We start from the raw sequence: 25,883 nt of genomic DNA, 5'->3' as shown, positions 1-25,883 counted from the left end.
TAACTGTCATTATCATTAATTATAATTTGATGGATTATAAAGGAGGATGTTGAATGGATCTTTTAATACTAGGTATCGTTGTTCTCATCTACTTCCTTCTTGTGGGCTACGTCGGATACGTGGCATGGAGAAGGACAGAGACCTCGGAGGACTACATGGTGGCCGGTAGAAGGACCCATCCCTACATCATGGCCATGAGCTATGGCGCAACCTTCATAAGCACGGCTGCCATCGTCGGCTTCGGCGGCATGGCAGGTGTCTTCGGGATGGGTATACTCTGGCTGGTGTTCCTCAACATACTTGTCGGTATATTCATTGCATTTGTGTTCTTTGGTAAGCGCACAAGGAAGATGGGCCATAACATGCTGGCCCTCACATTCCCGGAATTCCTGGGGAGAAGATTTAACAGCAGATTCCTTCAGTACTTTGGCGGGACCATAATCTTTCTTGGGATGCCCCTCTACGCATCCGTTGTCCTGATAGGTGCTGCGAGGTTCATTGAAACAACCCTCGGCCTGGACTTCAACATCGCCCTCATACTGATGGCATTAATAGTTGCTGTTTATGTTGTCCTTGGAGGTATAAGGGGTGTAATGTACACTGACGCCCTCCAGGGGACCATAATGTTCCTTGGAATGATCTTCCTCGTTGTGTCGACCTACTACATTCTTGGCGGTGTTGTGGACGCTCATCAGGCACTCACAAACATTTCACACCTCATACCTGCCAAGGCAAGGGCCTTAGGGGCAACCGGGTGGACCAGCATGCCTGTATATGGGAGTCCATACTGGTGGACGCTCCTATCAACCATAATCCTGGGTGTTGGTGTTGGTGTACTTGCACAGCCCCAGCTAATAGTGAGGTTCATGACGGTGAAGTCCAACAGGGAACTCAACAGGGGAGTCCTGATAGGCGCACTCTTCATATTTGTGATGACCTGGAGCGCCTACGTCGTCGGGGCACTGTCAAATGTCTACTTCTTCAGGAAGATGGGTATTATAGCGGTGCAGGCTGCTGGTGGAAACGCAGATAAGATAATACCCTTTTTCATAAAGTCTGCCATGCCCGAGTGGTTCTCATATATCTTCATGCTGACCCTCCTCTCAGCGGCCATGTCGACACTCAGTGCACAGTTCCATGTACAGGGGACAGCCATAGGAAGGGACGTCTATGAGACAATAAGAAGGAAGAAGGGTGATAGGTCAGTCCTCATCACAAGGGGAGGTATAATAATAGCGGTACTCATAGCGGTTGTCCTTGGTTACCTCCTCCCTGGAAGCATAGTTGCACAGGGCACAGCCCTTTTCTTCGGTATATGTGCAGCATCATTCCTTTCGGTCTACACTGCTGCCCTGTTCTGGAAGAGGGCCACAAGGGAGGGTGCAATAGCCGGGATGGTTTCAGGGGCCATTGTAAGCCTCTTCTGGTTACTCTTTGAATACAAAAAGACCGCAGAGGCCCTTGGAATCGCCAAGGCACTCTTAGGGGGGCCTGTTATAGCATCGATGCCATGGCCAGTGGTCGACCCGATACTGGTGGGGGTGCCTGTCTCAGCCATCTTCATGGTGGCTGTCAGCCTTCTTACTGAACCCCCATCTGATGAGCACATCCAGAAATGTTTTAACGGAGTCTAGTGGAGGTCAAGCATGGTACTTGGAATACCTGACCCATGGGTATGGAGTGCATATATCCTCTGCATCCTGATAACGGTCTTCTGCGTTATATACGGCCTGGTGAACTGGAACCAGGGCGATGAGGATGAGGAAGAACAGATAATGGAAGAACTCAGGTGGGAGGAAGAAGAGAAAAGAATGGAAGAGGATGAACTTGGTCTTTAAGACCACTCCTCACTTTTTTCATCTAAAACTCTTTTCGTGCAGCCAGTCGATGATTAAAGGCCTTACACTGGATTAAAACAATCTGGCAGATCTATGAGAGATCATTGAACTTTTTTTGATAGTGAGTTTTACAGTAGTCTCTATGGCGGGCTACAGTCTCTTGTAAGGTTTACAGTAATCACAGCTATTAGGGAACACATTTCATTTTCATGGATTAATGATTGACAGTTCTGTGGATGACATCAGATTCATGCAGAGAATCAGCTGATTGAGCTGCAAAAAATAAAAAAATTAGGGATTTATCAGAAAAGACCGCTTTCTTCCAGTTTGCTTTCCATCCAGTGGGCCCTCTTATCCATTTTCTCCTTGACGAGAACCGTGATGATGAAGGTTACCACGGGAAAGAGGCTGAGAAGTGCGATGTTCGTCCAGTAGATGCTCCAGATCACACCACCAACAACCTCCCTCAGCGCCCCGACAGCGTAGGTGAGGGGGAGGTATGGGTGTATAGCCTGGAAGAAGGGTGGTAGCAGTTCCACAGGGAATATGCCCCCGGTACCGGTAATCTGGAGTACAAGAATTATTATTGAGAGCGCCTTACCGGCATTTCCCAGGGCGGAGGTCAGTGAATAAATTATCAGCATCGAGCATATGCTCACATAGGTGGATGTGAGCAGAAGTAGCATAGCTCCCGTGGTCTGCACCCTCAGAAGCAGCGCACCCGCCACAACGATGAGCGCCTGGAATACTGCTATTATTATGAAGAGACCCATCCTCCCGAAATATACCTGGATGCTGCTGTATTCACCATACTTCACCCTCATGCTTATCATTGCAACGGCAATTATACCGCCTATCCACAGGGATATGGGTATGTAGAATGGTGCCAGGGCAGATCCATAGTTCTTCACAGGGTATATGTGCTGTTTCTCCATCTTCACAGGGCTCCTGAAGTACTCCCTCACAGCGTGTGGGTCAATGTCAGCCAGCTTCACGAGGTTGTTGAGGTCATCCTCGCTGATCATGTTCAGCTTTCTGCTGGCATCCTGGATGGCTGACCTCATGGTAGGCCATCTGGCGTTTGCCATGCCCAGTTTTGATGAAGCATCCTGCATTGCAGCATCTATCTCGTCCCTGCTCTCCATGAGTTTGTTGAGGGCGCTGTCCATCCTGTCGAGGGATGCCTTAAGCTTCACAAGCCGGTCAGTGGTGCCCTTTGTTTTGAGATCGGATTCAATTGCCTGCAGTATCCCGAGAACCGAGCTGGCCTTCTCTATATTTGTGTCGATCTGGTCAATGGCTGTCTTCAGTTTTGGATCCCCTGTGGCTGAGTAAAGGCTGGCAAGGACTGCCCTGAGATATTTCATTGAGGTTATTGCCTCTGATAGGTGTGACTCCATGTTCTGGACCGTTGAAAGGGCCTTTGCAGGGTCTTTACCAATGTAACCCTCAAGGAGGCTGTATTTCTCCTTCACGAAGTTGGCGTTGTCCCTGATTTCTGGCAGATCTGCTTTAAGTGATGACCATAGATTCTGTCCCTTTTCAAGGTCTGAATTGGCACTGCTGAGGGTTTCATCGATTTTACCGAGGTTTCCATTAAGTTCATTGATGAATCTCTTTGTCCTCAGTATATCATCCCTGTTTGCCCTTGCAAGTTCACCTGCTTCACTTATCTTACCGAACACTATTCCATCAACTGTTTTAACGACTTCACTGTTTATCTTTGCCTGGAGGGCATCTGCTCCAGCGTTTGTTATCCTGGGTGCAACAGGGTTTAACTTGTCATTCACTATGTACTGTATACTTGCCTGTCTCGGGGTCCCGTTCTTTATTGACAGGAGGTCAGAGCTGAAGTTTCCAGGTATTATGAGAACAGCGTAATATTTCCCCTTCCTGAGGCCATCCATTGCATCGGATCGGTCGACGAACTGCCAGTCGAAGTTCCTGTTCTTCCTGAGTTCACTGACAAATTCTGCTCCTATATTCATGTGTGTGCCATTGAAATTTGCTCCCCGGTCCTCGTTGACAACTGCAACCTCTATACTGGAGGTCCTTGAGTATGGATCGAGGGTTGCCTGGATGTTGAATACAGCGTAGAGAGCCGGGATGCAGATTATAACTGCGATTACGAAGAGTACAACTGGACTGTTTTTAACGGTCTTCATGTCCTTCCAGAATATTTCCAGGGCCTTTCTCATGGGTTTTATGCCTCCAAAAATAAAATATATTTTTGTAAGAAAAACAACTTAATGGATATCATAATATAAAAGTCTTTCGGTGAACGGTATTTAAAATTATAAATACCAATAGGACCAATAATAAATACAGTGATTAAATGGTGGTATCATGAGAATAGTTGAGGAAATGGTTGGTAAAGAGGTTCTTGACAGCTCTGCAAAGGTCATAGGGAAGGTAAAGGACGTGGAAGTCGACATAGAATCACAGACAATAGAATCACTTGTTCTCGGGAAGGGAGGAATATCCGAGGGCCTTGGACTATCAAAGGGCGAAACAATAGTTCCCTATGAAATGGTCAAGAAGATAGGCGACAAGATACTCCTCAGGGGCCCCGAAGAATAGACCCTAGGGGCCGGTGGAGAAGTTGGAGCTCAGGGGAATCTGCAGCATCTGTGGACAGGCAGGTTTTCTTCACACATGTAGACTCTGCGGGGCGCAGGTATGCTCAGAGTGCTACATTCCAGATCTGGGAGTCTGTAGAATATGCAGGTCGAAGATACAGAGGAAATCAGAAGGAAGCTTATAGAACTTCTATCTGAAAGGGATGTCGTTAGGAGGGGTAAATTCATCCTCTCATCAGGTAAGGAAAGCGATTACTATGTTGATATAAAGAGGGCAATCACGGATCCATCTGTCCTTGACGTTATAGCGAGGCTCATAGCGGTGGAGGCTGGTGACGTGGACAGGGTAGCAGGCCCAGCCCTGGGGGCGGTCCCCATAGCCACTGCAGTGTCACTGTACTCCAGAAAACCTCTACTGATGATAAGAAAGGAGAAAAAGGGATATGGAACCTCGAAACTCATTGAGGGGGATCTGCAGAAGGGTGACAGGGTTGCAGTGGTTGAGGACGTTACAACAACCGGCGGATCTCTCCTTAAGGCTGTGAGGGCAATCCAGGAGAACGGCGGGATCGTTGAAAAGGCATTTGTTGTCGTTGACCGTGAGGAAGGGGCTGTCGACGAATTTAAAAGGGAGGGCATAACCCTCATACCCCTTCTTTCGGTATCTGACTTCAACCATTCCTGAACATTCTCTTTATATTTCTGGCTATTCCCGCAGGTGTTTAACAAGATGGCCGATCTCACTGGCCACAATTTCGATTCCAAGTTTAACGGCGTTGGGTGATCCTGGAAGTGCAAATATCAAGGTCCCCCTGTAAACGCCTGCAGTTGCCCTGCTGAGTATTGCCCCGGCTCCAAGCTCCTTGAATGAGAGATACCTGAATATCTCACCGAAACCATCAAGTTCCTTTTCAAAGATTTCCCTGAGTGTCTCAACGGTTATATCACGGCTCCCGATGCCGGTGCCGCCTGTGGTGAATATGACTGACACCCCCTCATCGATCATCTCATGAATTGCAGACATCAGCATCTTCCCATCATCGGGTATCACAGTATATTCTGAAACAGTGTAATCACGGGAGAGTGCATCAACAAGGAGTCTGCCAGAGATGTCACTTTCCGGTATTTCACCGGTCTCCTGGAATTCCCTGTACTTGGAATCACTGAGGGTGATGACACCACATGTGATATCCACTGGGGCTGAGGTTCTGTGCTCCTCCATACTCTGACTTTTCATATTCATCAACCACCTGTTAATACAGAATGATGCGCGTAACACTTTATTTATGTAGGCGCGATTTATAAGTCTTCTGGTTTCTGGATTACCGAAAATGATTATAATCCCCTTTCTGACAAGGAGAGAAAAGTAATAAAAATTTATGACGATTTGATTGGGGTAGGGTTTGATATTGGATTGGAGGCGGTTTCAATTCCAATTTAAAAGACCAGAATAAGTTTTAAAAGTCCTGGACCCTACCCGTTTACTATATATTGACAGCACTATTTATAAAGTTTTCGTTGAGTTATTTAAATCAGCATATGGGGGTCATAATCATGTTTAAGGACTTTAAAACCATTTAAATCCAAAAAAACGAGTTTTTAAAAGTTTTATTAAATTCTGATGTAATACTTTTTAATAGCTTGCCGGTTACCACTCCCAACCCTGGGGTCTTTTAAGGACCATGACCATGTAAATCCTTTGCTGGAGTCTTTCTGGGTCTTCGCTCCTTATTTCTATTCTCTCTTCATCACCTCAACTACATTTATTAGGATGATCCCTCAAAGCTGAAGAAAGGGAACAGTATGGTTTCACATGGATAATGTGATTTTTATGAAGAAGGTTCTTGATGCATCCGCCTTCATAAATGGATACGTGCCAGAGGGAAGGGAAAATTACACTGTAAGGTCTGTCACAGATGAGATCAGGGATTTCAGGTCAATGATGATACTGGAGGATGCACTGAGGGAAGGCAGACTCAAAATAACAGAACCCGACCCTGAAAGCATGAAGGTGGTGGATGATGCCATCAGCCAGTCAGGAGACATACTGAGGCTTTCCCCCACGGACATGGAGGTAATAGGCCTTGCGTTATCACTGAAGGGGGATGATGAAGTTCTTGTTATAACAGACGACTACACAATACAGAACACACTGAAAATCCTGGGTATAGGGTTCAGGAGTGTCCTAACATCAGGCATAAGGGACACCTACCTCTGGAGGCGGGTATGTACCGGGTGCCGGAAGGTGTATCCCCCTGACTATGAATTTGAGGAATGTGAGATATGCGGTTCAAGGATAGTCCGCAAGAGGCACAGAAACTGAAACTTCAGGTGATTTCATGAGGATAGGAGTGGTTGTTCACGGGCCACACATTGTTGATTCTGGCTATGCAGCAAAGCTCATAGAATTTCTTGGAAAATACGGCCATGTGAAGGCAAGACTGGGAGGCACCATGGGAAGAACAGCTGTCTATGACGCCCACCTTGAGGATGTCATAGACATCTCAGAGAAGAGACTTCCAAGTGAATCGGTTGATCTCTTTGCAGAGGAGGGCCATGACCTTGTCGTGCTCATGAACTATGGAAAATCCCGTATAACCGGCCACGGATTCGGCTACAAGGTCTTCCAGAGGTCGGAGAGGAAACCGCCCATGGTACAGATAGAAAGGCCTGGGGAGCCAGATGGTAGCGTTGTCCCCTGGAGGGAGGAGGTCCTCCCCTTTGCTGAAGAGATTGCAGAGGAGCTCGGCCTTGAACTGGTGGACCCCCAGGAGATATGCCGTGAAATATTCCATGGAGAGCCCTGTAACCAACAGGAACCTGACACCAGGGAATACCGCAGACTCGTGGGTGTCTCAGCGAACGAGAACATCTTTGTCAATGGTATAGTGGTGGGGACCTCAACCTCAGATGACGTCACACTTGTTGCAGAGGACGGGATGATCACAGATATAATTGGGGGGCGAATAAAGAAACACGGTGTCGAGAAACTTGGAAGGGTCAACCTTAAGGACGCTGTGGTGAAGACAGGACTCCTCAGACGATCTGATGTAAAACCCAGAAAGGTGAAGCTGAGAGAAAATATTAAGGAGATGTACAGGGTTTCATTCCTCAACCACGCAGCAGAGGACATCTACAGCCTCCATGACGCGGACCTGGTCGTCACCGTGGGAGACGACACAACCCTTGTGGCAGCAGACATACTCTACAGGTTCGATGTTCCCATCATCGGCATCACCGACGGCGACATTGACAGGGTTGTCAGGAATGGTTTCAAATGCTCTGGCTCCATAATAATAGAATTTGAGGGAGGATGGGATGACATAGTGGGTGAAAGGATCCACAGGGAACTGTTCAGGGGCAGGGACACCATTGAAATAGAGGACTTGGAAAGCTTTAAAAAGGATCTGCTACAGATTATAGATAATATAGGTGCAGAATACACTGTGAGATACACCTAAACCGATACAAAGAGGTGTGGAATTGGATTTAGATCATATCATCCATTCCCTTAAAAATTTTGAGGGTGTAACAAGAAAAAGACCAATAAAGAATATTGTTTCTATTCTGAATGATGCATACAATGTTTCAGGGAACACCTACCTGGGATACGGCGACGACGCATCAGCAATAAGGATCGGGGATGGTAAACTTCTTTTACTGGCAGCAGACGGCATATGGGGCCGTCTGATGGACGCCGATCCCTACTGGGCAGGGTACTGTTCTGTCCTTGTTAACGTTAATGATATCGCTGCCATGGGCGGTAAACCTGTGGGCATGGTCAATGTACTGTCAATAAACTCCAGTGAAACATGTTACCGTGTCATGGAGGGCATAAGGGATGGTGCAGAGAAATTCGGCGTCCCAATGGTGGGGGGCCACGTTCACCCCGACACCCCCTACGATGCCCTCGATGTTTCAATTGCCGGGGTAGCCTCCGAGGATGCCCTCATAACAAGCTGTGACGCCAGGCCAGGGGACCGTGTCATTGTTGGGATAGACCTCGATGGGAGGCCACACCCATCATTTCCCCTGAACTGGGATACAACCACCCATAAGAGCCCCGAGGATGTGCAGGCACAGATAGATATCATGGCAGAACTCGCAGAGAGGCGCCTTGTAACAGCAGGGAAGGACATAAGTAACCCCGGCACACTCGGAACACTTGGAATGCTCCTTGAAGCTTCAGATGTGGGGGCAAGGATTGAAATGGAGTCCATCCCAAGGAACAGATCCGTTGACTGGGACAGCTGGCTTAAGATGTATCCAGGATCAGGATTCGTTTTAACAGCAGCCCCTGAAAATGTGGATGAATGTATCGAACTGCTGGAATCCGTTGGGATAACAGCATCAGATGTCGGAGAAATAATAGTCGATCAGAGGCTTTATCTGCGGTTTGATGATGATGAGGGGGTCCTCTTTGACCTTGAAAGTGATATAATAACCGGAGTGACCGAGGAGAAGTCTTGAAGAACCATATTATGGGGATATTCTATGTTTGGGGAAAAAAGATTGAGTGAAGAAATTCTATGAGGGAGAAATCATGTTTGTTAAGGTCAACGGGGTGGAAGTCGAACTTCCGGATGGCTCCACGGTGAGGGATGCCCTTGAGGCAACAGGCGCCCCATATGTGGAGGGAACACTGATTTGCCTCATAAGCGGTACAAGGGAACTTGAGAGGACAATAGACACCTACCGCATCAGGACCACAGCAGGTAGCATACTCCTGGAACTCCTGCCCGATGATGCACCGGGCATAGTCGAGGAGTGGAGGAGGATCTACACCGGTCTTGAGAACATGCGCATCAGGTGGACCACTCCATCTGAGGTCTCAATGGGGCCCCTCAGGACAGAACTTGAACCCTCAGGGGATGAATTCACCTACGATGAAGATGAAGTTATAATGAGCCTATCAGGTTTCAGCCCTGACTCAACACATATAATAATATCCAGGGAACCCCACTCAGCAGTATATGGGGTTCCAGGGGAGAACAGGGGAGTATTTGCAAGGATAACCGGCGGAAAAAGGACGGTTGAGAGTTTAACCCAGGATGACATGGTGAAATCGGTTGAACCCGTGGTTGAAAGGAAGAGCATTGTTGAAAGCGCCGCTGTAACAGACCTCAACACAGAACTTGAGGAGGGCAACCAGCTCTTCACCTACGTGAAGGTTAAACCCTCCCCTGAATCACCACAGTCAGTGGAACACTTCTTCTCGATGCTGGAGGACGGGAAACTCAGGGTTGACTATGAGGCAAATTCCTTCATAGGCTTTTACTCGCTCCAGGGGATAAAAAAGGACCCTGAAAAAATTGACAAGAGAAACCGTGGGACAGTGACACTCAGAAACACAGGAAGGGGCGCTGGAAGGGTCTACATCTACAGGGAGGACAGGGTTTCAACCCCCTCCCACAGCATCATAGGCCATGTTACAGAGGGCATGGAACTGGTTGACATAGCAGGTGAGGGAGACCAGATAACGGTTGAATGCGAACCTGGAAGGATAATGACAGTGGCCATGACCCAGAAGGAGGCCGAGGAGTATCTCAGGGGATATGGTATAGAACAGGTGCGTGAGGGTATACTTGACGATGATGCCATCGTCGTGGTCCAGGACCCACCCTACACCATGGACATCCTGAGGGAGGGGAAGGTCAGGACCATTGGCATTGATCCGGATAAGATCCTTGAGATAGAACTTGACCCGGATGCCCCCAGATCCTCCTGGTACTTCCGCAGGCTCACAGGCCTCATAGACACACCGATAGGATCCCTAAAGGTACACTTTGCCTTCCCTGGAATGAAGGTGGTCATGTTTGAAGGGGATAAATCACTGGCAAAGGGCCTCATACCTGAAAATACGCCTGAGAGATGCGTTAAGAAGGGAAACATAGGCATAACCAACATGTCACGGCGCCACATAGGTATGGTGGGTGTGAGGCTTGAGGACAATGATGAATATGGCCCCACCGGGGAACCATTCAACGGCACCAACATGATAGGTAAGATCACAGGTGGAATTGAGAATGTTGAAAAACTGAAAGAGGGGGATACGGTATATGTCCGGGAAAGAAAAAGAGGGTGAAAAGGCAACCAGGATGATAATACTGGGCCCATCGGCGAGGCTGAGTTCATCGGAACTCGTCCAGAAACTCCACCTCCTTGGCCTTCCCCTCACAATAAAGTCAACATGCTATGGAGCACTTATCCATGGAGATGAGGAGGTGGTGATGGAGGCCGTGAAAAGGATAAGGAGCCTTGACCCCACCAACATATTCACAAAGGAGAGGGGCTTTCCACCGGGGGACCCCAGGAGATGCAGAGGACAGAGGGGGGCCGCACGGGAGGGATACCATCAGCTTGAGAAGGAATTCAAACTCCTGGGATACGTATGTGAGGCACTTGAAAAACCACAGGAGGTCACACCCGAAAGAAAGGAGAAGATATCTGTTGATGAATTCCGCAGGATAGCTGAAGAAGCTCAAAAATCAAAACAAAAAACATAGGGCTGGTTAAAATGAAAATAACATCATCATCAACTGGAGAGGAACTGAGGGAACTTGGTATCTGCATACATGAACTTGTAAGTCGTCTGCCCCTCACAATAAGGAGCAGGGAATCACCCGGTCTCAGGATAGAGGACGGAAGGGTGGTGGATGATAACTACACAGGACCCGTTCTTGAGAAGGTCCTTGAGTCAGGGGAAATAGCCAGGGAGACACCTGAGAGGGGACCCTACAGGGGGATTCCCGTCGTTGTCGTACCCCTCATGGAGGAGGGCGAGGTTATATGTGCTGTGGGCATCGTTGACGCGACAAAGGGGCTCTTCACAGACATGGTTGAGATAGCAAGAAGACCCCAGGACACAGATAAGGGGGAATTCTATTGAAGATAGCCATATTTCCACCGAACTCACTGATACTGGCTGATCTTGTTGAGAGAAGGGGACATGAGCCACTTGTAATCCAGAAGGAAATAAAAAAGAAGGTCACAGACCCTGAAATAGACTCGCCTCCCTTCAATATAACCGAGGAGGACCCCATCAAGGGACTGAAGTACGCTGCAATAGAGGTCCCATCAGGTGTCAGGGGCAGAATGTCAATCTTCGGTCCGCTCATAGAGGAGGCAGACGCAGCCATAATAATGGAGGAGGCGCCCTTCGGCTTCGGATGCATAGGCTGCGCAAGGACCAATGAGCTCTGTGTCTTCCATCTCAGGAAGAGGGGGATACCCACCCTTGAACTGAAGTATCCCCGCACACGTGAGGAGACAATAGAGGTTGTAAATAAGATAAACAATTTCTTAGATGAACTGGAGGCTCAAAATGGTTAAAATAGCCCAGATTTCATGCGGAACCGACTACAGCGGTGTCCAGAAGGAAATTGAAAAGGCCGCCGAAACCTTCGGGGCAGAGATAGTTATTCCAGAGGCAGACCTTGACTACATAGAGGAGGCCTATGAAAAGTTCGGTTTCAACTGTGCCAGTTCAAGCATAAGACTGATGATAGCAAGGGCAATGTCCCTCGTTGAGGGTAAAACAGATGCAGATGCAGTCTTCATAGCAACGTGCTTCCGGTGTGCCGAGGGCGCCCTTGTGAGGAATGAGCTCAGGAGGTTCATCCAGCAGAATACCCGGCTGCCGGTTGTAACCTACTCCTTTACAGAGAGGACCAAGGCGGATGAACTCTTCATACGTATGGAGGCCCTATCCACTATCGTCGCAAGGAAGAGCATACTGGCAAGGGAGAAACAGGAGGGTCTGACCCTTGGTATCGACTCAGGATCAACCACAACCAAGGTCGTCCTCATGGAGGATAATGAGGTCATAGGTACCGGTTGGCTGCCCACAACTGATGTCATAGGCTCAGCAGAGAAGGGCATAGAGGAGGCACTCTCAGGGACCGGCTACAAACTTGAGGATATTGATGGGATGGGTGTTACAGGATACGGCAGGCTCACAATAGGAAAGCACTATGGGGCGGACCTTATCCAGGAGGAACTGAGCGTCAACTCCAAGGGCGCAGTGTTCCTGGCAGACCACCAGAGGGGAGAGGCAACGGTCCTGGACATAGGTGGTATGGACAACAAGGTCATCACGGTCAACGATGGCATACCAGACAACTTCACCATGGGGGGTATCTGTGCCGGTGCTTCCGGCCGATTCCTTGAGATAACCGCCAGGAGACTTGGGGTGGAGATAGATGAACTTGGAAGCCTCGCCCTCAGGGGAGACTACAGGAAGGCCCTTCTGAACAGCTACTGCATAGTATTCGGTATACAGGACCTTGTCACAGCCCTGGCAGCGGGAACCTCCAGGGAGGATGCAGCAGCGGCAGCATGTCACTCTGTGGCCGAACAGGTCTACGAGCAGCAGCTTCAGGAGATAGATGTCAGGGAGCCCCTCATACAGGTAGGAGGAACATCACTCATAGAGGGCCTTGTCCAGGCAGTCAGCGACATCCTGGGAGGTATAGATGTCATAGTGCCACCATACTCACAGCACATCGGTGCAGTTGGGGCTGCGCTCCTTGTTTCAGGAATGAAGAAGGCCGGTGAGGATTAATATGGGAATACAGATTGAATGCTATGACCCCCGCGGGGCCGCGGTGTACGACATAATCACCAGGCAGATTCTCCAGGACCTGCAACTTTCAAGGGCCATAGATGACCTGAGGATATGGGTTGATCCAAGGGAACCGGTCTTCATAATAGCTGTTAAGACACAGAGGACATCTGAACCCGTTCACCTGGAGGACATGGCTGAAATGGAGGTTGATAAGGCCACAGGTTCCATTCATCTAAGGATAAAGGATGAGACCTACCTCCCACAGCTACTTGAAAGGCTATGGGAGACACAGGGAAGGGGCAGGATCCGCCAGCCCTCCAGGTTTGAGGTGATAATCGAGGATCCGGTCTCGGATATCACCGGAATGACGGTCCATGATCCCTCACTCAACCTCAAGAAGAGGGTATACGATGCAATCTTCCGTATAATACCAGAGGGATTCCGGGTTATAAGGGACCTGTCAGAGGATAACATAATCGCCCTCGTATGCACCGATGAGTTACTCAGGGATGAATGGATCCTCAAGGCGAGGGAGATAATTGATGGGATGAGGTGAAGAAATGTCAGATCAGAGACAGACAAGATTTGCACACATAACAAAGGTCCACCCATGCTTCAACGAGAAACTGCATGACAGGGTGGGAAGGGTGCATGTTCCAATAGCACCCCGCTGCAACATTCACTGCAAGTTCTGCACCAGGGACATAAACGAATGTGAAAGACGTCCCGGTGTGACAGGAAGGCTCATGACAGCCGATGACGCCATAAAACATGTGGAGAAGGTTAAGGAAGAGATGCCGATAAGTGTAATTGGCGTGGCAGGCCCCGGAGATGCTCTGGCCAATGAGGAGACATTCGAGTTCTTCAAGAAGGCCAGCAAGAAATTCCCGGACCTCCTTAAATGTATGAGCACCAACGGCCTCCTTCTACCTGACAAGGCAGATGAAATTGCAGAACTCGGGGTTAACACAGTCACAGTAACCGTGAACGCAGTGGACCCTGAGATAGGGGAGAAGATATACTCCTTCGTCGTCTACAGGGATAAGGTATACCATGGAAGGGAGGCCTTTGAGGTTCTCTCAAGGAACCAGCTGGAGGGCATTGAGAAGCTCGCCGAGAGGGGGATCATTGTAAAGGTCAACAGCGTCCTCATACCTGGACTCAACGATGAACATATAGTTGACATTGCAAGGGAGGTTAAAAAGAGGGGCGCGTCCCTCATGAACATAATACCCCTCATACCCATGGGCGAGATGAAGGACTACCCGAGACCCACATGTGAACAGATCGAAAGGGTCCGCAACGAAGTTGAAAAGATAATACCTGTATTCAGGGCATGCACACAGTGCAGGGCAGACGCCTACGGGATCCCTGGGAAGAGGGGAGCCGATAAGCACCTTGACATGACACCAGCGAGCCACTACTGATAATGGATGGATAACATGAAGACCATCGAATGGAAGGATGGGGAGCTGGTCCTCATAGATCAGCGCAGACTACCGGACTCCCTCGAGTACTTCCACTGCAGGAACTACAGGGACGTCATATATGCCATAAAGAACATGGTTGTCAGGGGGGCCCCGGCCATAGGTGTTACAGCAGCATTCGGTGTTGCAATGGCGGAACTAGCAGGCGAGGATGTTGAGGTGGCAGCAGATGAGATAAGGGCTTCAAGGCCAACAGCAGTGAACCTCTTCTGGGCGGTTGACCGTGTGATGAAATCTGACTCTCCCCTGGATGAGGCCATCAGAATATACAGGGAGGACATGGAGACCAACAGGGCCATAGGAAGACACGGCGCAGGGGTCATAGATGATGGTGACACGGTTTTAACCCACTGCAATGCAGGGGCCCTTGCCTGTGTTGACTACGGGACAGCCCTGGGGGTTATAAGGGCCGCATGGGGTGAGGGAAAACGTTTAACCGTCATATGTGATGAAACAAGGCCAGTTGGTCAGGGTGCAAGGCTCAGTGTTTGGGAGATGCAGCAGGAGGGCATCCCTGTTAAGTTGATAGCGGATGTTGCAGCGGGCTACCTGATGCAGACTGGCATGATCGATAAGGTGATAATAGGCGCCGACCGTATCGCAGAGGGGGGAGTGGCAAACAAGATAGGCTCACTCATGGTTGCCCTCGCAGCAAAACGTTTCAATGTCCCCTTCTATGTTGCAGCACCCATGAGCACATTTGACATGGAAAACTCAATCTATGATATTGAGATAGAGGAGCGGGATCCTGTAGAGGTTCTATATTATGGCGGATGCAGGATAGCACCTCAGGAGACAGAGGCCATTAACCCAGCATTTGATATCGTACCATCAGACCTCATATCAGGAATTATAACTGAGAAAGGCATCCTCGACCCCCTGTAGCGGAGAAACAGAATTCATACAGGAGAGTCCAGCTTTGCAGCGGCCCTAAACAACTTCACCTTTTTTTCCTGATTTAAAGGGTCACCCTTCCTTATTCTGGCGTCGATGCCAATATGCCAGACCCCGGGGCTCCTTGATTTAACCCTCCTTTTATCAAGGATTTCAACAGTAAAGGGCTTCGCAGCCTCCTTCAAACGGTTCGCAGGTGTTCTGAAGTCCCTTGCAAATTCATAGTAGTGTATAACTCCACCGTCCCGCACTGCCCTGATGGCATCATCAAGAAATTCGCAGGCACTTCCAGGGAGGTTCATTATAATATGGTCAGCAAAGCACTCCCTGTCCCTGAGGAACTCCCTAACATCACCTTCAACTGCAACTATAACATCCTCTGCATGGTTCAGTCTGGCATTCTCCTCTATGTAACTGACAGCGGAGGGGTTTATGTCAACGGCATAGATGCGCGAAGCCCTGCCATGCCTTGCAACTGCAATGGCGAAGGGACCGGCACCAGCAAACATATCAAGGACGACCTCACCATCCTTCACCTGAGAAGCGACCCTTTCCCTCTCATTTGCAAGCCTGGGGCTGAAGTACACGTCCTTTACATCCACCTTTATCCGGCTTCCATACTCCCTGTGGATGGTCTCTGACACAGGTGACCCTGCAATCAGTTCAAGCTCCCTTGTCCTGGTAACCCCCTTCACACCACTCCTCTTCATGTAGACAGCCTTTCTGCCTGTGAATTCAAGGGCGGCTTCACCGATGATGAAACGGTAATCATGAAGCTCCAATGGTATCTCAAGTATCACAGTATCCCCTATTATGTCAAAGGATCTCCTGATGGATGCAAGGGCATCTTCAGGGATTTTTGATTTCAGAATCTCAGTAAAGTTTGCAGGGGAGCGCCTGCTCTCCTCGAATTCATGATCAACAAGTTCAGCACCCTCAATCTCAGGGACCACTGCCTCCTCCCTCAGGGGTATGTACACGTATTCATGGTCCCTGCCTATGCGGTAGTCCCTGTTCAGCACTGACCCATCAGCAAGCATCTTTATGATATCATTCGCCATCTTCTTTGGAACCTTCAAACCCTTCATGATTGAAACTTCCCCTATCTTTAGTCACCTATTATATTAGGTCACGTGCATATATACCGTTATTAATCGTTTCTGATACCTGTTATGGAGGGTTAAGATGCTATACATAATTGGACTTGGACTCTATGACGAGGATGACATATCAATCAAGGGCCTGAAGGCCATAGAGGACTGTGACGAGGTTTACGCTGAATTCTACACTGCAATGCTCCAGGGGTCCAGTTTATCGGCAATCGAGAAGAGAATAGGTAGAAGGGTGAAGGTACTGGGGAGGGGAGAAATCGAGGAGGAAAGAATCCCCATTGAAAGGGCCTCAGAGATTGATGTGGCACTACTTGTGGCGGGGGATCCTCTTGTGGCAACAACACACACCGAGCTCCTAATAGACGCCCACAGGAGGGGTGTAGAGACGAGGGTCATCCATTCTTCATCCATAGTATCGGCCGCCCCTGGACTTGCAGGTCTCCAGGCCTACAAGTTTGGAAGGATAATCACTATACCATTCACAACTGATAACTACTTTCCCACATCACCCTACACCAACATAGGGGAGAACCTTGAGGCTGGCTCCCATTCCCTCGTGCTCCTGGATATAGAAGCCCACCGGGACAGGTATATGACTGCCAATGAGGGACTCAGGTACCTCCTGAGGGCATCAGAGAAACTTGATGATGATACAATTACCGGCGAAACCCTTGCAGTTGTCATAGCAAGGGCGGGGTCTGAGGAACCCGTTGTGAGGGCTGATAGAATAGATGCACTGGTTGATGAGGACTTTGGGGATCCACTTCACTGCCTTGTGATTCCTGCCGGCCTTCATTTCATTGAGGCAGAATACCTTGTTGAGATTGCGGGGGCACCCAGGGCTGTGGTGGAGAGGATGATCCTGTAGTTTATCTCAGGAGATACTCGCATTTTTCAACATTCTGGAGGGGGATGATTATCTCTCTTTTCCCGAATTCTCTCTCAGCAAAGCTCACCAGTATGAGGCACTTATCCTTGTCAACCTTTATCATTTCAACCCCAAATTTGCCCCTCTTGAAGTGATGGACAGTCCCGTTTATCATGGTGAGCTCAATCTTTTCTATCATCTAAGGACACCATTAATAATCTGTTAGGGTTTTTATTTATAACTTGGCAGCGATCATGGATTCAGTGTCGTCTTGTCTGGCGGTTCGTCAGTGATTATGGAATGTTCTTGGTTTCTGAGGAGATCATGTGTGGGGGTTGTGAAAGGTATTTTCGTCAGTGATTGGGATGTTCTCAATGTCGTATCCCGAAAGATTATTCATTTTTAGAAGTAGAGTAGTTACCGGGGCATGACATTTTTCTCATAACTGAGGAGGTGTTAGTGTGGGCAGAGTGCATGCAGATGGGGGTAAATCGACACGTGACCTCATAGACGCCAGAAAACTGATTGAACTGCTTCCACTGAAACCTGGAGATACATTTCTCGATGCTGGATGCGGGGATGGCTTCATTTCACTTGAGGCAGTGAAGGCTGTGGGAGATGAGGGGATGGTAATTGCAGTTGACATATACCCACCATCAGTTGAAGCCCTCAGATCAGCTGCTGCAGGAATAAAAAACATCTTAATGCTCCTTGATGATATAACAGGGAGGCTCCCGGTTCCCGATGGGACAGTTGACATTTATTTCATGGCAAACGTGTTCCATGGGATAGTTGCAAACAGGGAGGTTGACCTTCTCCTTGCCGAGGTGAGGAGACTCCTTAGGAATGGTGGTAAACTCGCCATAGTTGATTTTAAGAAAATTCCAGGAACCCCGGGTCCACACCTTGACCTGAGGCTATCTGAGGATGAGGTCATTGGGATACTCAGGGAGAATGGATTTGAGGTCGAGGATGTGGTGGATGCAGGGTCTTTTCATTATCTTGTTGTGGGTTCTCCGTTGTGATCGGTGCCGGGTTTCCATTAGCTGTGGGATTCTAAAAGTGAATCGCGGAATACTGCAAAATTAGTATAGAGGTGTGTATCTCTGGAGGAATTTCTGCTTCTCACGGTCCAGGATCCTAAGTGCTGACATGTTCTGGGGTGATGATGCAGCACGCTCCTCAACAAGGTTCCTGAGGGTACCGTTCCTTATATGCTCCCTGACCTCACTGACGATGAACTCAAGGGTGAGCCTGTTTCTCTCAATGAGATCCCCTCCGCGGGTATCGCAGAGACCGTAGGTGTCCAGGGGATAGGTGTGGCTCTCTGTCAGGAGAATGCTGAGCCTCCCATATAGCTCTGCAGTGGCATCTGAGAAGAGGTCAATACCCATGTAGGTGAGGAGGGGGATGAATGCAGGGTGCGAGAATGTGGAGCAAAGCAGGGTTTCAGGCTTCACAGATTCCCTCAGGGCAGTTAAGATTCTCACAAGGTCCCCTGGCCTCTGAATCAGTTCATCCATATTTGCCACTATTAGTCTCCTGAACCCCATCTCCTCAAGTTCAAGGGCACACCTTATCCTGAGGTCCTGGTAGCTGGATCCATGTATGAAGGCATAATCTGCACCGGAGCCGGAGGCCATCCTCAGGGTTTCATCCACACCCCACTCTGCAATTTCCCTCGGGACACTGTAGGGTATGGTCTCATGGGGGGCTATATCCATCCCTTCATGTTCAAGTAGTAGGGGTGTTTCAGTGTCATCAAGGAGGCCCAGCCTTGCAGGACCGTCATGTAGCTTTATCTGGTATGTGGTCATGTTCATGCACCGTCATAGCTACTTGGAGTAGCATTCTACTTAACCATTTCCAGAATAGTGTAACCTTAAAGGTTACACTCTGTCGAATTTTAGGAATCTTTATATACAGATAAAAATCACAGTCTAATAAGAAAAATCTGAGGTTTGCTAACCAGCGATCTTTCAGGGTGTGAAAACAATGTCAGTTCTAAAACGCCTAAAGGAAATGTTGATGGGTGAGAAGAAGGAAGAGGACAGCAAAACAGAGAAACCAGTGGAAACAGATACTCCAAGCGAGCCCATTAAAGAAACTGAAAAACCTCAACCTGAAGAAAAACCTTCAGATGAACCTTCACCATCTGCAGACGAAAAAGCCCCTGAGGAAACCGTGGAGGTTTCTGAGGCCCCCGAGGCTGAAGAAACTGTTAAGGTTTCTGAAGTCTCAGATGAGAAAACTGCAGATGCTGATGAAGCTGAAACTGAAGAACCAGCCAGAGCCTCCGATGAAAATGAGGAGGCTGTTGAGGATGAAGCCTCTTCGGAGGATTCTGATTCCGACGAGGGGTCAGAGGATGAAGAGGAAAAAAGAGAAAGGAGTGATATAATGACTCTACTGCAGAGAGATGAGAACCTGATAACAAAGGGTGATATTGACAAGGAATTCTCTGAGAAAATAAAAGCAGCCGGAGGAGACAGCCTGGAATACTGTTTCCAGTGCGGTACATGCACTGGATCCTGCCCATCAGGAAGAAGAACCCCCTACAGGGTTAGACAGATCATAAGGAAGGCCAACGTGGGATTAAAGGATGATGTAATCTCAGACCCAACCCTCTGGATGTGTACAACATGCTACTCCTGCCAGGAAAGGTGCCCACGTAAGGTCAAAATCGTGGATGTCGTGAAACTTGCAAGGAACGAAGCAGCCAAGGCAGGATTCATGGCACCAGCCCACAAGGCCGTTGGATCATTCGTTATAAAAACCGGCCACGGTGTGCCAATAAACGATGCAACAATGGCACTCCGAAAGGCGGTCGGCCTCGGAGAACTACCACCAACAACACACCAGTTCCCAGGAGCCCTTGAAGAGGTTCAGAAAATCATCAAGGCAACAGGCTTCGACCAGTTAATAGGATACAACTGGGAAACAGGTGAACTAGAATAGGGAGGCATGCAAATGGAAATCGCATACTTTTTAGGATGTATCATGAACAACAGGTACCCTGGAATTGAAAAGGCAACAAGAGTCCTCTTCGACAAACTCGGAATCGAACTCAAGGACATGGAAGGAGCATCCTGCTGCCCAGCACCAGGGGTCTTCGGTTCATTTGACAAGACAACATGGGCTGCAATAGCAGCAAGGAACATCACCATTGCCGAGGAGATGGGCTCAGACATCATGACAGAATGTAACGGATGCTTCGGTTCACTCTTTGAAACAAACCACCTCCTCAAGGAAGACGAGGAGATGAAGGCAAAAATCAACGAAATCCTCAAGGAGGCAGGAAGGGAATACAAGGGAGAAATCAACGTAAGGCACCTTGCCGAAGTCCTCTACAATGATGTGGGACTTGACAAACTTTCAGAAATCATTGAAAAACCCCTCAACCTCAACGTTGCAGTTCACTATGGATGCCACTTCCTCAAACCAAGCGACGAGATAAACATAGACAACCCTGAAAGGCCAACAATACTGGATGAACTCGTCGAGGTCACCGGAGCAAAATCAGTCGACTACAAGGACAAGATGATGTGCTGCGGTGCCGGTGGTGGAGTAAGATCCAGGGACCTGGATGTTGCACTGGACTTCACAAGGGAAAAACTCACAAACATGAAGGAAGCCGGTGTGGATGCAATAGTCAACGTCTGCCCATTCTGCCACCTGCAGTTTGACGTGGGTCAGATGGAGATCAAGGACAAGTTCGGTGAAGAATTCAACATACCGGTACTCCACCTGGCACAGCTACTGGGACTTGCAATGGGTCTTCCAAAAGAGGACCTTGTGGTTGACGCCCACCAGGTATGTGTGGACGAGTGCCTTGAAAAACTCGAGGAACTCGACCGCCTTGCACCTGGAAGCGGATAAACCCCAAAATATTTATTTTTCAGGGGAGTTACACTCCCATAAATAAACAGAGGTGTTTTTTTGTTTATAGCCACTTTAAAGGGAATATTCACCCTTAAGGATCTTCCAGAAGAATTCAGACCCTTTGTGGACTACAAGGCAGGACTGGAGAAAAAAGAACTCTCAGATGATGAGGAGATAGCCATAATATCCATCAAGGGCACCCAGAGTAACCATGTGCTTTTCCTCAGCTCCTACAACAACATTGATGAGATCCGAAAGGAGCTTGAAGAAGCAGGCGCAAAGATAAACCACACAACCCTAAAAATTCTGGAAGGACACCTATGATACTGCCAGTAGAACAGACATGGTTCGTTCTAGTTGAACTTCTAACAGATCTTAGGAAAAGGGATGTTGATGTCCCCACATCAATCACAGAGGATGTAAGGCTGGTGAGGACATCAATAAACTTCTACAAATCGGACCCTGAAAATCCTGAAATGATGAAGGAGCTCAAGAGGATAAATGACATGCTAAACTCCATCCAGGAGGAACTCCTTGAGCTTGCAGAGACAGTATCAACAGATTACCCTGCAGAATGGATTGAAAAACTTAAAAGGGCGGCCAGGGGAGAGGAGGTCCACAGGCCCCCCGAAACAAGATCAAAATTCATTGTCGGGGCGCCACCCGGATTTGCAGCTGCAAGGGTCCACCTCAGGGAGCCACTTGCAGAGGACAGGGTCCAGGACATCGCCGAAACCCATAGTCTGATAATAGAATTCGAAGAGGATGACCTTATAGCGATTTACGGTGACTCAGAGGACATAAAGAAGGGCCTGAGAGAAATAGGCTCATTTTTCAGGGAATAGGAGCGTGATTTTCGTGAAAATCCTTGCAGTCAGTGACCTCCATGGATCAAACATCCCCGAGCTTCACAGGTACCTGAAGAATAACAGGGTGGACATTATTGTTGTGGCAGGAGACATAACCCACTTCGGCCCCCCTGAACTTGCCGAGGAACTGCTAAATGACCTGGCATCACACAACATACCTGTGCTCGCTGTACCGGGAAACTGTGACCCCCATGGAATCTCATCCAGAATTGAAAATTCCAGGGCCATCAATATCCACGCAAGAACCCTTAATGTTAAGAATTTTGCCTTCTGTGGCCTTGGCGGTTCCAATCCAACACCCTTCAACACACCCCTGGAACTTGAGGAAGATGAGATACACGGCGAACTGGATAAACTCCTTGAGAACCTCCAAGGGAATGATAGGCTTATTCTTGTAACCCATGCACCACCCCATGGAACAGAGGTTGACAGGATTCCCTCAGGGGATAATGTGGGAAGCACAGGTGTAAGGGATGCAATTGAGAAGCACCAACCATGCATCAATATCTGCGGGCACATCCATGAGTCCCCCGGTGTGGACCGTCTCGGCGAAACACTCATAGTAAACCCTGGGCAGCTTTCCGAGGGCAGGGCAGCCCTGATTGAAATTGATGATGACGGATCCATAAGGGCCGAAATCATAAATCTCAAATCCAGTTAAATATATAAAAACTGGATTCCAGATTATCACTGAATTCTTTTTGAGGTGAGATCATGATAATGGTTCAGGGAGAGGTAAGTGGAAAGAAATACACAGAGCCATTCTCCAAGGGTGTTCTGGCACGTTCACTGACCCGGGCAGAGATGGATCCGAACAGGGCATACACATTCGCTTCAAGGATTGAGGCTCACCTTAAAAAGAATGGTGTTGATCTGATAACCATCGAGGAACTCGTTGAAATAGTCTCTGAACATCTCAGGAAGGAGGACCCTGAGATTGCGGAGAAATACATGCTCTGGCGAAAGATAAGACAGTGCAAGGAACCCCTCATAATACTTATAGGTGGCGCTTCAGGCGTGGGAACTTCATCAATCGCCTTTGAAGTTGCAAACCGCCTAGGAATAAGGAACATGATAAGTACTGACATGATAAGGGAGGTCATGCGTAAGATAGTCTCCAGGGAACTTCTTCCATCCATATATGAATCCAGCTACACGGCCTACCAGTCCCTCAGGATACCCCCACCACCGGAACTCGACGAGGTCCTCATAGGATTCAGGGACCACGTTGAAAGTGTGAGCATAGGCGTGGAGGCAGTAATCGAAAGGGCGCTGACAGAGGGGATAAGCATAGTCATTGAGGGCGTGCACATAGTCCCCGGTTTCATAAGGGAGGACCTTGTTAACAAGGAAAACGTTGCAATGTTTGTACTGACAGTCTCCGATGAGAACGTGCATAAGGGGAGATTCTATTCACGCTGCAGGCAGATGTGGGCCAGAAGACCCCTTAAAAGATACATAAGTTACTTCTGGGCCATCAGAAGAATTCACAGATACATAGAGAACCAGGCAAGGAAACACAATGTGCCTGTAATCGAGAACATAGATGTTGTGACAACAATCGACTCGATAATCAAATCATTAACAAAGACCACTGTTAAAGGAGGAGAAAAAGGTGCTGAAAAGACTTAATGAGGTTAAGGTTGAGGATGTAATGACCCGTGATGTTATAACAGTCGAGCCCTCTGAGGACGTCGTATTTGCATTTGAGAAACTGATGAAGCACAGGATAAGCGCGCTTCCCGTACTTGAGGAAGGTAAGCTTGCCGGAATCGTCACAGCATCAGACCTTGGCCACAACCTAATACTGGACAACTATGAACTTGGAACCACGGTCGGTGAGGTTATGGTGAAGGATGTTGCAACCGTATCGCCTGGGGAGACCCTTGCAGATGCCATTGAAAAGATGAATGACTACTCCTCTGATGAGGGAATCATAAACCAGCTTGTTGTGGTGGATGATGGAGATATGGTTGGCATAATTGCCGATGGGGATATTATAAGGGCCCTTAAGAGTCTTTAACCCAAGAATCCGGTGATAATGTATATTGCAGATGATAGGATAATGCATGTGGGTATCGTGACCATCCAGGTATAGGCTATGTGCCCTATAACATCATACTTGACTGTTGATGTCCCATGTGCAATCCCCACACCTATCACTGATCCGATGAGTGTCTGTGTTGGTGATACAGGCATACCATAACCCATGAAAAGGTAAACTATAACTGCAGCTGCCAGCTGGGCTGAAAAGCCCCTGCTTGGTGTCAGGTCTGTTATCCTTCTTCCAATTGTTTCTGTCACACGATTGCCTGCAAGGAGGATTCCAGCAACAAGCCCGATGACCCCGAGGATCCTGATCCAGTTTCCTCCGAAACTTCCCACTGCGAATATAACCCCAACGGCAACAGCTATATCGATGGCACCCAGGTTAAGGGCTGAGAATGAGGAGCTCAGTACCTGTAGATAGGAAAAAATCTTCTCAGCACGGTCCCTTAGCCCCATACCCTGAAGTGGTTTTATTATCATGTTCCTGATAGCATGGTATATCAGGAATCCCGTCAAAAGACCTGCGAGGGGTGAGATGAGCCAGCTTAGAACTATGAATCCAATGACATCCAGGTTCATGTTTTGAATACCCACTGCCGTAATTCCGGCTCCAATAACCGAGCTCACAATTGCATCTGACCCTGAAATGGGTATCTTTCTGATCAGGGTGAATGTTATCCAGATTGAAGCTGTAGCCGTTACCACCAGGGCCATTCTGGGGCTGAAGAGTCCCTGGGGAATTATCCCCTCACTTATTGTTTTTATGACGTTCCCGCCAAGTAATATTGCCCCCAGGGATACAAAAAAGGCTCCTAGGAGGAGAGCCCTCCTCATCTTTATGGAACCACTACCCACGGCTGTCCCCACCGAATTGCCTATGTCATTGGCAGCAATGTTGAATGCCATGTAGAGGCTCAAAATTAGACTTATTACCATCAGTTTGTCCATAGAAATTAATTATTGGACCTTCATCTATTAATTTTTTAGTACCACGGACTTCTTTTTAAGGTCTGAATCATGGCTTCTGAAGATATTTGATAGAAACATTAAAATATCACTTAATATAATCAGTAAAATGGGCTAGACTGGAGGGTTAGGGGTCCTCTGTAAGCGCAAATCCCCTATACGGCGCGGTCGAAGTTCAGGGGGCGGCTGATCGACTGTCTATCGGCCCTGATGGCTGGTGTCGAAGCCTCGTCCCGCAGGATCAGTGGTGATGGGGCCCTGACTGGAGGGTCAGGGTAAACCATCTTAGTCATGGGAACGGGTCAGGCCTGGAAAGGAGCAGCTCTACCATGGACAGCTGATGCTTGCGGATTAACGGGGTGGAGCCAGTTATCAGGATCACCGGTGGATGGAAGATCTGTCAACCCCTGAACGTGCCCACCTCCCAATCAAACTTTCCTGAACGAAAAACTTATAATGCTTGATGCAGATAGTCTATGGTAAGGCCGGGGTGGCCCAGTCTGGTACGGCGTTGGCCTGCTAAGCCAATGATCCTTTGGATCTCGCGGGTTCAAATCCCGTCCCCGGCGTCTTTCATGATTTTATGTTCATTTTTTCTGGATTTTAATGTTTTTTCTGTTTTGTTGAAGCTGGAACCGTGTCTGATTATCTTAACATTTGCAGGATTCAGAATCCCATGGAGCTGAAACAACTTATATGATGACCTTAGCATAAGCAATGCAATTTTTTCGATTTTGTTTGTGTTTGGTGGGTGGCTGTGTATAGGATGTGCC

General features: G+C 48.4%; 31 protein-coding genes, 1 tRNA gene and 1 other RNA gene. 26 read left to right on the top strand and 7 right to left on the bottom strand.

The window, feature by feature from the left end; all coding sequences use genetic code 11:
• The first annotated feature begins 53 nt into the window (after nt 1-53).
• Nucleotides 54-1,634: a sodium:solute symporter family protein gene (locus tag DNK57_RS07525; RefSeq protein ID WP_192962361.1), complete on the top strand. Its 1,581-nt coding sequence runs from the start codon at nt 54-56 to the stop codon at nt 1,632-1,634.
• Between the two features lie 12 nt (nt 1,635-1,646).
• Nucleotides 1,647-1,838, top strand: coding sequence for a symporter small accessory protein (locus tag DNK57_RS07520; protein ID WP_192962360.1), 192 nt, complete (start codon nt 1,647-1,649; stop codon nt 1,836-1,838).
• A 302-nt stretch (nt 1,839-2,140) separates the two neighbouring features.
• On the opposite strand, the gene DNK57_RS07515 is transcribed toward DNK57_RS07520, so the two are convergent.
• Nucleotides 2,141-4,036, bottom strand: coding sequence for a YhgE/Pip domain-containing protein (locus tag DNK57_RS07515; protein ID WP_192962359.1), 1,896 nt, complete (start codon nt 4,034-4,036; stop codon nt 2,141-2,143).
• Nucleotides 4,037-4,184: 148 nt separating this feature from the next.
• Between DNK57_RS07515 and DNK57_RS07510 the strand changes: the two genes are divergently transcribed.
• Nucleotides 4,185-4,418, top strand: a complete 234-nt coding sequence (locus DNK57_RS07510) for a PRC-barrel domain-containing protein (RefSeq protein ID WP_192962358.1) — start codon at nt 4,185-4,187, stop codon at nt 4,416-4,418.
• 141 nt (nt 4,419-4,559) lie between these two features.
• Nucleotides 4,560-5,102, top strand: coding sequence for an orotate phosphoribosyltransferase (gene pyrE / locus DNK57_RS07505; RefSeq protein ID WP_192962357.1), 543 nt, complete (start codon nt 4,560-4,562; stop codon nt 5,100-5,102).
• Nucleotides 5,103-5,123: 21 nt separating this feature from the next.
• On the opposite strand, the gene DNK57_RS07500 is transcribed toward pyrE, so the two are convergent.
• The gene (locus tag DNK57_RS07500; protein WP_192962356.1) at nt 5,124-5,654 is read right to left on the bottom strand and encodes a MogA/MoaB family molybdenum cofactor biosynthesis protein; all 531 of its coding nucleotides are present in this window, start codon (nt 5,652-5,654) and stop codon (nt 5,124-5,126) included.
• Nucleotides 5,655-6,248: 594 nt separating this feature from the next.
• Here DNK57_RS07500 and DNK57_RS07495 point away from each other — a divergent pair.
• The 11 genes from DNK57_RS07495 to mtnA all read left to right on the top strand — a co-directional run bounded on the left by DNK57_RS07495 (nt 6,249) and on the right by mtnA (nt 15,355).
• Entirely contained in the window at nt 6,249-6,740 is a 492-nt protein-coding gene (locus DNK57_RS07495; RefSeq protein ID WP_192962355.1) for a type II toxin-antitoxin system VapC family toxin, read from the top strand.
• A gap of 16 nt (nt 6,741-6,756) precedes the next feature.
• The gene (locus DNK57_RS07490) at nt 6,757-7,878 is read left to right on the top strand and encodes a DUF2117 family protein (RefSeq protein ID WP_192962354.1); all 1,122 of its coding nucleotides are present in this window, start codon (nt 6,757-6,759) and stop codon (nt 7,876-7,878) included.
• A 22-nt stretch (nt 7,879-7,900) separates the two neighbouring features.
• Nucleotides 7,901-8,887, top strand: coding sequence for a methanogenesis marker 2 protein (locus DNK57_RS07485; RefSeq protein WP_192962353.1), 987 nt, complete (start codon nt 7,901-7,903; stop codon nt 8,885-8,887).
• 73 nt (nt 8,888-8,960) lie between these two features.
• The gene (gene mmp3 / locus DNK57_RS07480) at nt 8,961-10,502 is read left to right on the top strand and encodes a methyl-coenzyme M reductase-associated protein Mmp3 (RefSeq protein WP_192962352.1); all 1,542 of its coding nucleotides are present in this window, start codon (nt 8,961-8,963) and stop codon (nt 10,500-10,502) included.
• A complete protein-coding gene (locus DNK57_RS07475) occupies nt 10,477-10,923 on the top strand; it encodes a methanogenesis marker 6 protein (protein WP_192962351.1) in 447 nt (148 codons plus the stop codon). Before mmp3 ends, DNK57_RS07475 begins: the two co-directional genes overlap by 26 nt.
• Nucleotides 10,924-10,934: 11 nt before the next feature.
• Nucleotides 10,935-11,306, top strand: coding sequence for a DUF2111 domain-containing protein (locus DNK57_RS07470; RefSeq protein ID WP_192962350.1), 372 nt, complete (start codon nt 10,935-10,937; stop codon nt 11,304-11,306).
• Complete coding sequence (locus tag DNK57_RS07465; protein WP_192962349.1) at nt 11,303-11,749, top strand: methanogenesis marker 5 protein; 447 nt, start codon at nt 11,303-11,305, stop codon at nt 11,747-11,749. Before DNK57_RS07470 ends, DNK57_RS07465 begins: the two co-directional genes overlap by 4 nt.
• Nucleotides 11,742-12,980 carry a methanogenesis marker 15 protein gene (locus DNK57_RS07460; protein WP_192962348.1) on the top strand — a complete coding sequence of 413 codons (1,239 nt, stop codon included), beginning with the start codon at nt 11,742-11,744 and terminating at the stop codon, nt 12,978-12,980. Before DNK57_RS07465 ends, DNK57_RS07460 begins: the two co-directional genes overlap by 8 nt.
• A 1-nt stretch (nt 12,981) precedes the next feature.
• Nucleotides 12,982-13,539 carry a methanogenesis marker 17 protein gene (locus tag DNK57_RS07455; protein ID WP_192962347.1) on the top strand — a complete coding sequence of 186 codons (558 nt, stop codon included), beginning with the start codon at nt 12,982-12,984 and terminating at the stop codon, nt 13,537-13,539.
• Between the two features lie 4 nt (nt 13,540-13,543).
• Nucleotides 13,544-14,410: a FeMo cofactor biosynthesis protein NifB gene (nifB, locus tag DNK57_RS07450; RefSeq protein WP_192962346.1), complete on the top strand. Its 867-nt coding sequence runs from the start codon at nt 13,544-13,546 to the stop codon at nt 14,408-14,410.
• A 15-nt stretch (nt 14,411-14,425) separates the two neighbouring features.
• Nucleotides 14,426-15,355: an S-methyl-5-thioribose-1-phosphate isomerase gene (gene mtnA / locus DNK57_RS07445; RefSeq protein ID WP_192962345.1), complete on the top strand. Its 930-nt coding sequence runs from the start codon at nt 14,426-14,428 to the stop codon at nt 15,353-15,355.
• A 14-nt stretch (nt 15,356-15,369) separates the two neighbouring features.
• On the opposite strand, the gene DNK57_RS07440 is transcribed toward mtnA, so the two are convergent.
• Nucleotides 15,370-16,452, bottom strand: coding sequence for a class I SAM-dependent methyltransferase (locus DNK57_RS07440; RefSeq protein WP_192962344.1), 1,083 nt, complete (start codon nt 16,450-16,452; stop codon nt 15,370-15,372).
• A gap of 97 nt (nt 16,453-16,549) precedes the next feature.
• Here DNK57_RS07440 and dph5 point away from each other — a divergent pair, with 97 nt between their 5' ends.
• Nucleotides 16,550-17,344: a diphthine synthase gene (gene dph5 / locus DNK57_RS07435; RefSeq protein ID WP_192962343.1), complete on the top strand. Its 795-nt coding sequence runs from the start codon at nt 16,550-16,552 to the stop codon at nt 17,342-17,344.
• A 1-nt stretch (nt 17,345) separates the two neighbouring features.
• Here the strand turns inward: dph5 and DNK57_RS07430 are convergent, their stop codons facing one another.
• Nucleotides 17,346-17,543: a hypothetical protein gene (locus tag DNK57_RS07430; RefSeq protein WP_192962342.1), complete on the bottom strand. Its 198-nt coding sequence runs from the start codon at nt 17,541-17,543 to the stop codon at nt 17,346-17,348.
• A gap of 262 nt (nt 17,544-17,805) precedes the next feature.
• Between DNK57_RS07430 and DNK57_RS07425 the strand changes: the two genes are divergently transcribed.
• Nucleotides 17,806-18,369 carry a class I SAM-dependent methyltransferase gene (locus DNK57_RS07425; protein ID WP_192962341.1) on the top strand — a complete coding sequence of 188 codons (564 nt, stop codon included), beginning with the start codon at nt 17,806-17,808 and terminating at the stop codon, nt 18,367-18,369.
• Between the two features lie 60 nt (nt 18,370-18,429).
• On the opposite strand, the gene DNK57_RS07420 is transcribed toward DNK57_RS07425, so the two are convergent.
• On the bottom strand, nt 18,430-19,167 hold the full coding sequence (locus DNK57_RS07420) for an archaeosine tRNA-ribosyltransferase (protein ID WP_192962340.1): 738 nt from the start codon (nt 19,165-19,167) through the stop codon (nt 18,430-18,432).
• Between the two features lie 172 nt (nt 19,168-19,339).
• Between DNK57_RS07420 and hdrC the strand changes: the two genes are divergently transcribed.
• The 7 genes from hdrC to DNK57_RS07385 are packed head-to-tail and all read left to right on the top strand — an operon-like array spanning nt 19,340 to nt 24,118.
• Entirely contained in the window at nt 19,340-20,302 is a 963-nt protein-coding gene (gene hdrC / locus DNK57_RS09185; protein WP_226891193.1) for a CoB--CoM heterodisulfide reductase subunit C, read from the top strand.
• A gap of 12 nt (nt 20,303-20,314) precedes the next feature.
• A complete protein-coding gene (hdrB, locus tag DNK57_RS07410; protein WP_192962339.1) occupies nt 20,315-21,223 on the top strand; it encodes a CoB--CoM heterodisulfide reductase subunit B in 909 nt (302 codons plus the stop codon).
• Between the two features lie 60 nt (nt 21,224-21,283).
• The gene (locus DNK57_RS07405; protein WP_192962338.1) at nt 21,284-21,550 is read left to right on the top strand and encodes a DUF749 domain-containing protein; all 267 of its coding nucleotides are present in this window, start codon (nt 21,284-21,286) and stop codon (nt 21,548-21,550) included.
• The gene (locus DNK57_RS07400; RefSeq protein ID WP_192962337.1) at nt 21,547-22,071 is read left to right on the top strand and encodes a DUF2096 domain-containing protein; all 525 of its coding nucleotides are present in this window, start codon (nt 21,547-21,549) and stop codon (nt 22,069-22,071) included. Before DNK57_RS07405 ends, DNK57_RS07400 begins: the two co-directional genes overlap by 4 nt.
• A gap of 4 nt (nt 22,072-22,075) precedes the next feature.
• A complete protein-coding gene (locus DNK57_RS07395) occupies nt 22,076-22,756 on the top strand; it encodes a metallophosphoesterase (RefSeq protein WP_320056889.1) in 681 nt (226 codons plus the stop codon).
• A gap of 53 nt (nt 22,757-22,809) precedes the next feature.
• Nucleotides 22,810-23,727: a 2-phosphoglycerate kinase gene (locus tag DNK57_RS07390; protein WP_192962335.1), complete on the top strand. Its 918-nt coding sequence runs from the start codon at nt 22,810-22,812 to the stop codon at nt 23,725-23,727.
• Between the two features lie 22 nt (nt 23,728-23,749).
• On the top strand, nt 23,750-24,118 hold the full coding sequence (locus DNK57_RS07385; RefSeq protein WP_192962600.1) for a CBS domain-containing protein: 369 nt from the start codon (nt 23,750-23,752) through the stop codon (nt 24,116-24,118).
• Here DNK57_RS07385 and DNK57_RS07380 read toward each other — a convergent pair.
• Nucleotides 24,115-25,050, bottom strand: a complete 936-nt coding sequence (locus tag DNK57_RS07380; RefSeq protein ID WP_320056888.1) for an inorganic phosphate transporter — start codon at nt 25,048-25,050, stop codon at nt 24,115-24,117. The genes DNK57_RS07385 and DNK57_RS07380 overlap by 4 nt on opposite strands.
• A 167-nt stretch (nt 25,051-25,217) precedes the next feature.
• Here DNK57_RS07380 and ffs point away from each other — a divergent pair.
• Together ffs and DNK57_RS07370 are read left to right on the top strand one after the other, a co-directional pair.
• Nucleotides 25,218-25,533, top strand: an RNA gene (gene ffs, locus DNK57_RS07375) — signal recognition particle sRNA.
• 61 nt (nt 25,534-25,594) lie between these two features.
• Nucleotides 25,595-25,679: transfer RNA gene (locus DNK57_RS07370), tRNA-Ser, on the top strand.
• On the opposite strand, the gene DNK57_RS09180 is transcribed toward DNK57_RS07370, so the two are convergent.
• Nucleotides 25,661-25,883: hypothetical protein (locus tag DNK57_RS09180; RefSeq protein ID WP_226891192.1), on the bottom strand; the 223-nt coding region annotated here is incomplete at its 5' end. The genes DNK57_RS07370 and DNK57_RS09180 overlap by 19 nt on opposite strands.

The organism is Methanothermobacter thermautotrophicus (assembly GCF_014889545.1).
Lineage (GTDB): Archaea > Methanobacteriota > Methanobacteria > Methanobacteriales > Methanothermobacteraceae > Methanothermobacter > Methanothermobacter thermautotrophicus_A.
This window is presented reverse-complemented; position numbering and strand designations above follow the sequence as displayed.

Coding starts and splice junctions, on each gene's coding strand:
- DNK57_RS07520 (WP_192962360.1), top strand. CDS start 1,647: ATGGTACTTGGAATACCTGACCCATGGGTATGGAGTGCATATATCCTC.
- DNK57_RS07510 (WP_192962358.1), top strand. CDS start 4,185: ATGAGAATAGTTGAGGAAATGGTTGGTAAAGAGGTTCTTGACAGCTCT.
- mtnA (WP_192962345.1), top strand. CDS start 14,426: ATGAAGACCATCGAATGGAAGGATGGGGAGCTGGTCCTCATAGATCAG.
- DNK57_RS07440 (WP_192962344.1), bottom strand. CDS start 16,452: ATGAAGGGTTTGAAGGTTCCAAAGAAGATGGCGAATGATATCATAAAG.
- DNK57_RS07515 (WP_192962359.1), bottom strand. CDS start 4,036: ATGAGAAAGGCCCTGGAAATATTCTGGAAGGACATGAAGACCGTTAAA.
- nifB (WP_192962346.1), top strand. CDS start 13,544: ATGTCAGATCAGAGACAGACAAGATTTGCACACATAACAAAGGTCCAC.
- mmp3 (WP_192962352.1), top strand. CDS start 8,961: ATGTTTGTTAAGGTCAACGGGGTGGAAGTCGAACTTCCGGATGGCTCC.
- DNK57_RS07400 (WP_192962337.1), top strand. CDS start 21,547: ATGATACTGCCAGTAGAACAGACATGGTTCGTTCTAGTTGAACTTCTA.
- DNK57_RS07475 (WP_192962351.1), top strand. CDS start 10,477: ATGTCCGGGAAAGAAAAAGAGGGTGAAAAGGCAACCAGGATGATAATA.
- DNK57_RS07490 (WP_192962354.1), top strand. CDS start 6,757: ATGAGGATAGGAGTGGTTGTTCACGGGCCACACATTGTTGATTCTGGC.
- DNK57_RS07385 (WP_192962600.1), top strand. CDS start 23,750: ATGACCCGTGATGTTATAACAGTCGAGCCCTCTGAGGACGTCGTATTT.
- DNK57_RS07420 (WP_192962340.1), bottom strand. CDS start 19,167: ATGAACATGACCACATACCAGATAAAGCTACATGACGGTCCTGCAAGG.
- dph5 (WP_192962343.1), top strand. CDS start 16,550: ATGCTATACATAATTGGACTTGGACTCTATGACGAGGATGACATATCA.
- hdrC (WP_226891193.1), top strand. CDS start 19,340: ATGTCAGTTCTAAAACGCCTAAAGGAAATGTTGATGGGTGAGAAGAAG.
- DNK57_RS07470 (WP_192962350.1), top strand. CDS start 10,935: ATGAAAATAACATCATCATCAACTGGAGAGGAACTGAGGGAACTTGGT.
- pyrE (WP_192962357.1), top strand. CDS start 4,560: ATGCAGGTCGAAGATACAGAGGAAATCAGAAGGAAGCTTATAGAACTT.
- DNK57_RS07500 (WP_192962356.1), bottom strand. CDS start 5,654: ATGAAAAGTCAGAGTATGGAGGAGCACAGAACCTCAGCCCCAGTGGAT.
- DNK57_RS07525 (WP_192962361.1), top strand. CDS start 54: ATGGATCTTTTAATACTAGGTATCGTTGTTCTCATCTACTTCCTTCTT.
- DNK57_RS07390 (WP_192962335.1), top strand. CDS start 22,810: ATGATAATGGTTCAGGGAGAGGTAAGTGGAAAGAAATACACAGAGCCA.
- DNK57_RS07455 (WP_192962347.1), top strand. CDS start 12,982: ATGGGAATACAGATTGAATGCTATGACCCCCGCGGGGCCGCGGTGTAC.
- hdrB (WP_192962339.1), top strand. CDS start 20,315: ATGGAAATCGCATACTTTTTAGGATGTATCATGAACAACAGGTACCCT.
- DNK57_RS07495 (WP_192962355.1), top strand. CDS start 6,249: ATGAAGAAGGTTCTTGATGCATCCGCCTTCATAAATGGATACGTGCCA.
- DNK57_RS07460 (WP_192962348.1), top strand. CDS start 11,742: ATGGTTAAAATAGCCCAGATTTCATGCGGAACCGACTACAGCGGTGTC.
- DNK57_RS07430 (WP_192962342.1), bottom strand. CDS start 17,543: ATGATAGAAAAGATTGAGCTCACCATGATAAACGGGACTGTCCATCAC.
- DNK57_RS07380 (WP_320056888.1), bottom strand. CDS start 25,050: ATGGCATTCAACATTGCTGCCAATGACATAGGCAATTCGGTGGGGACA.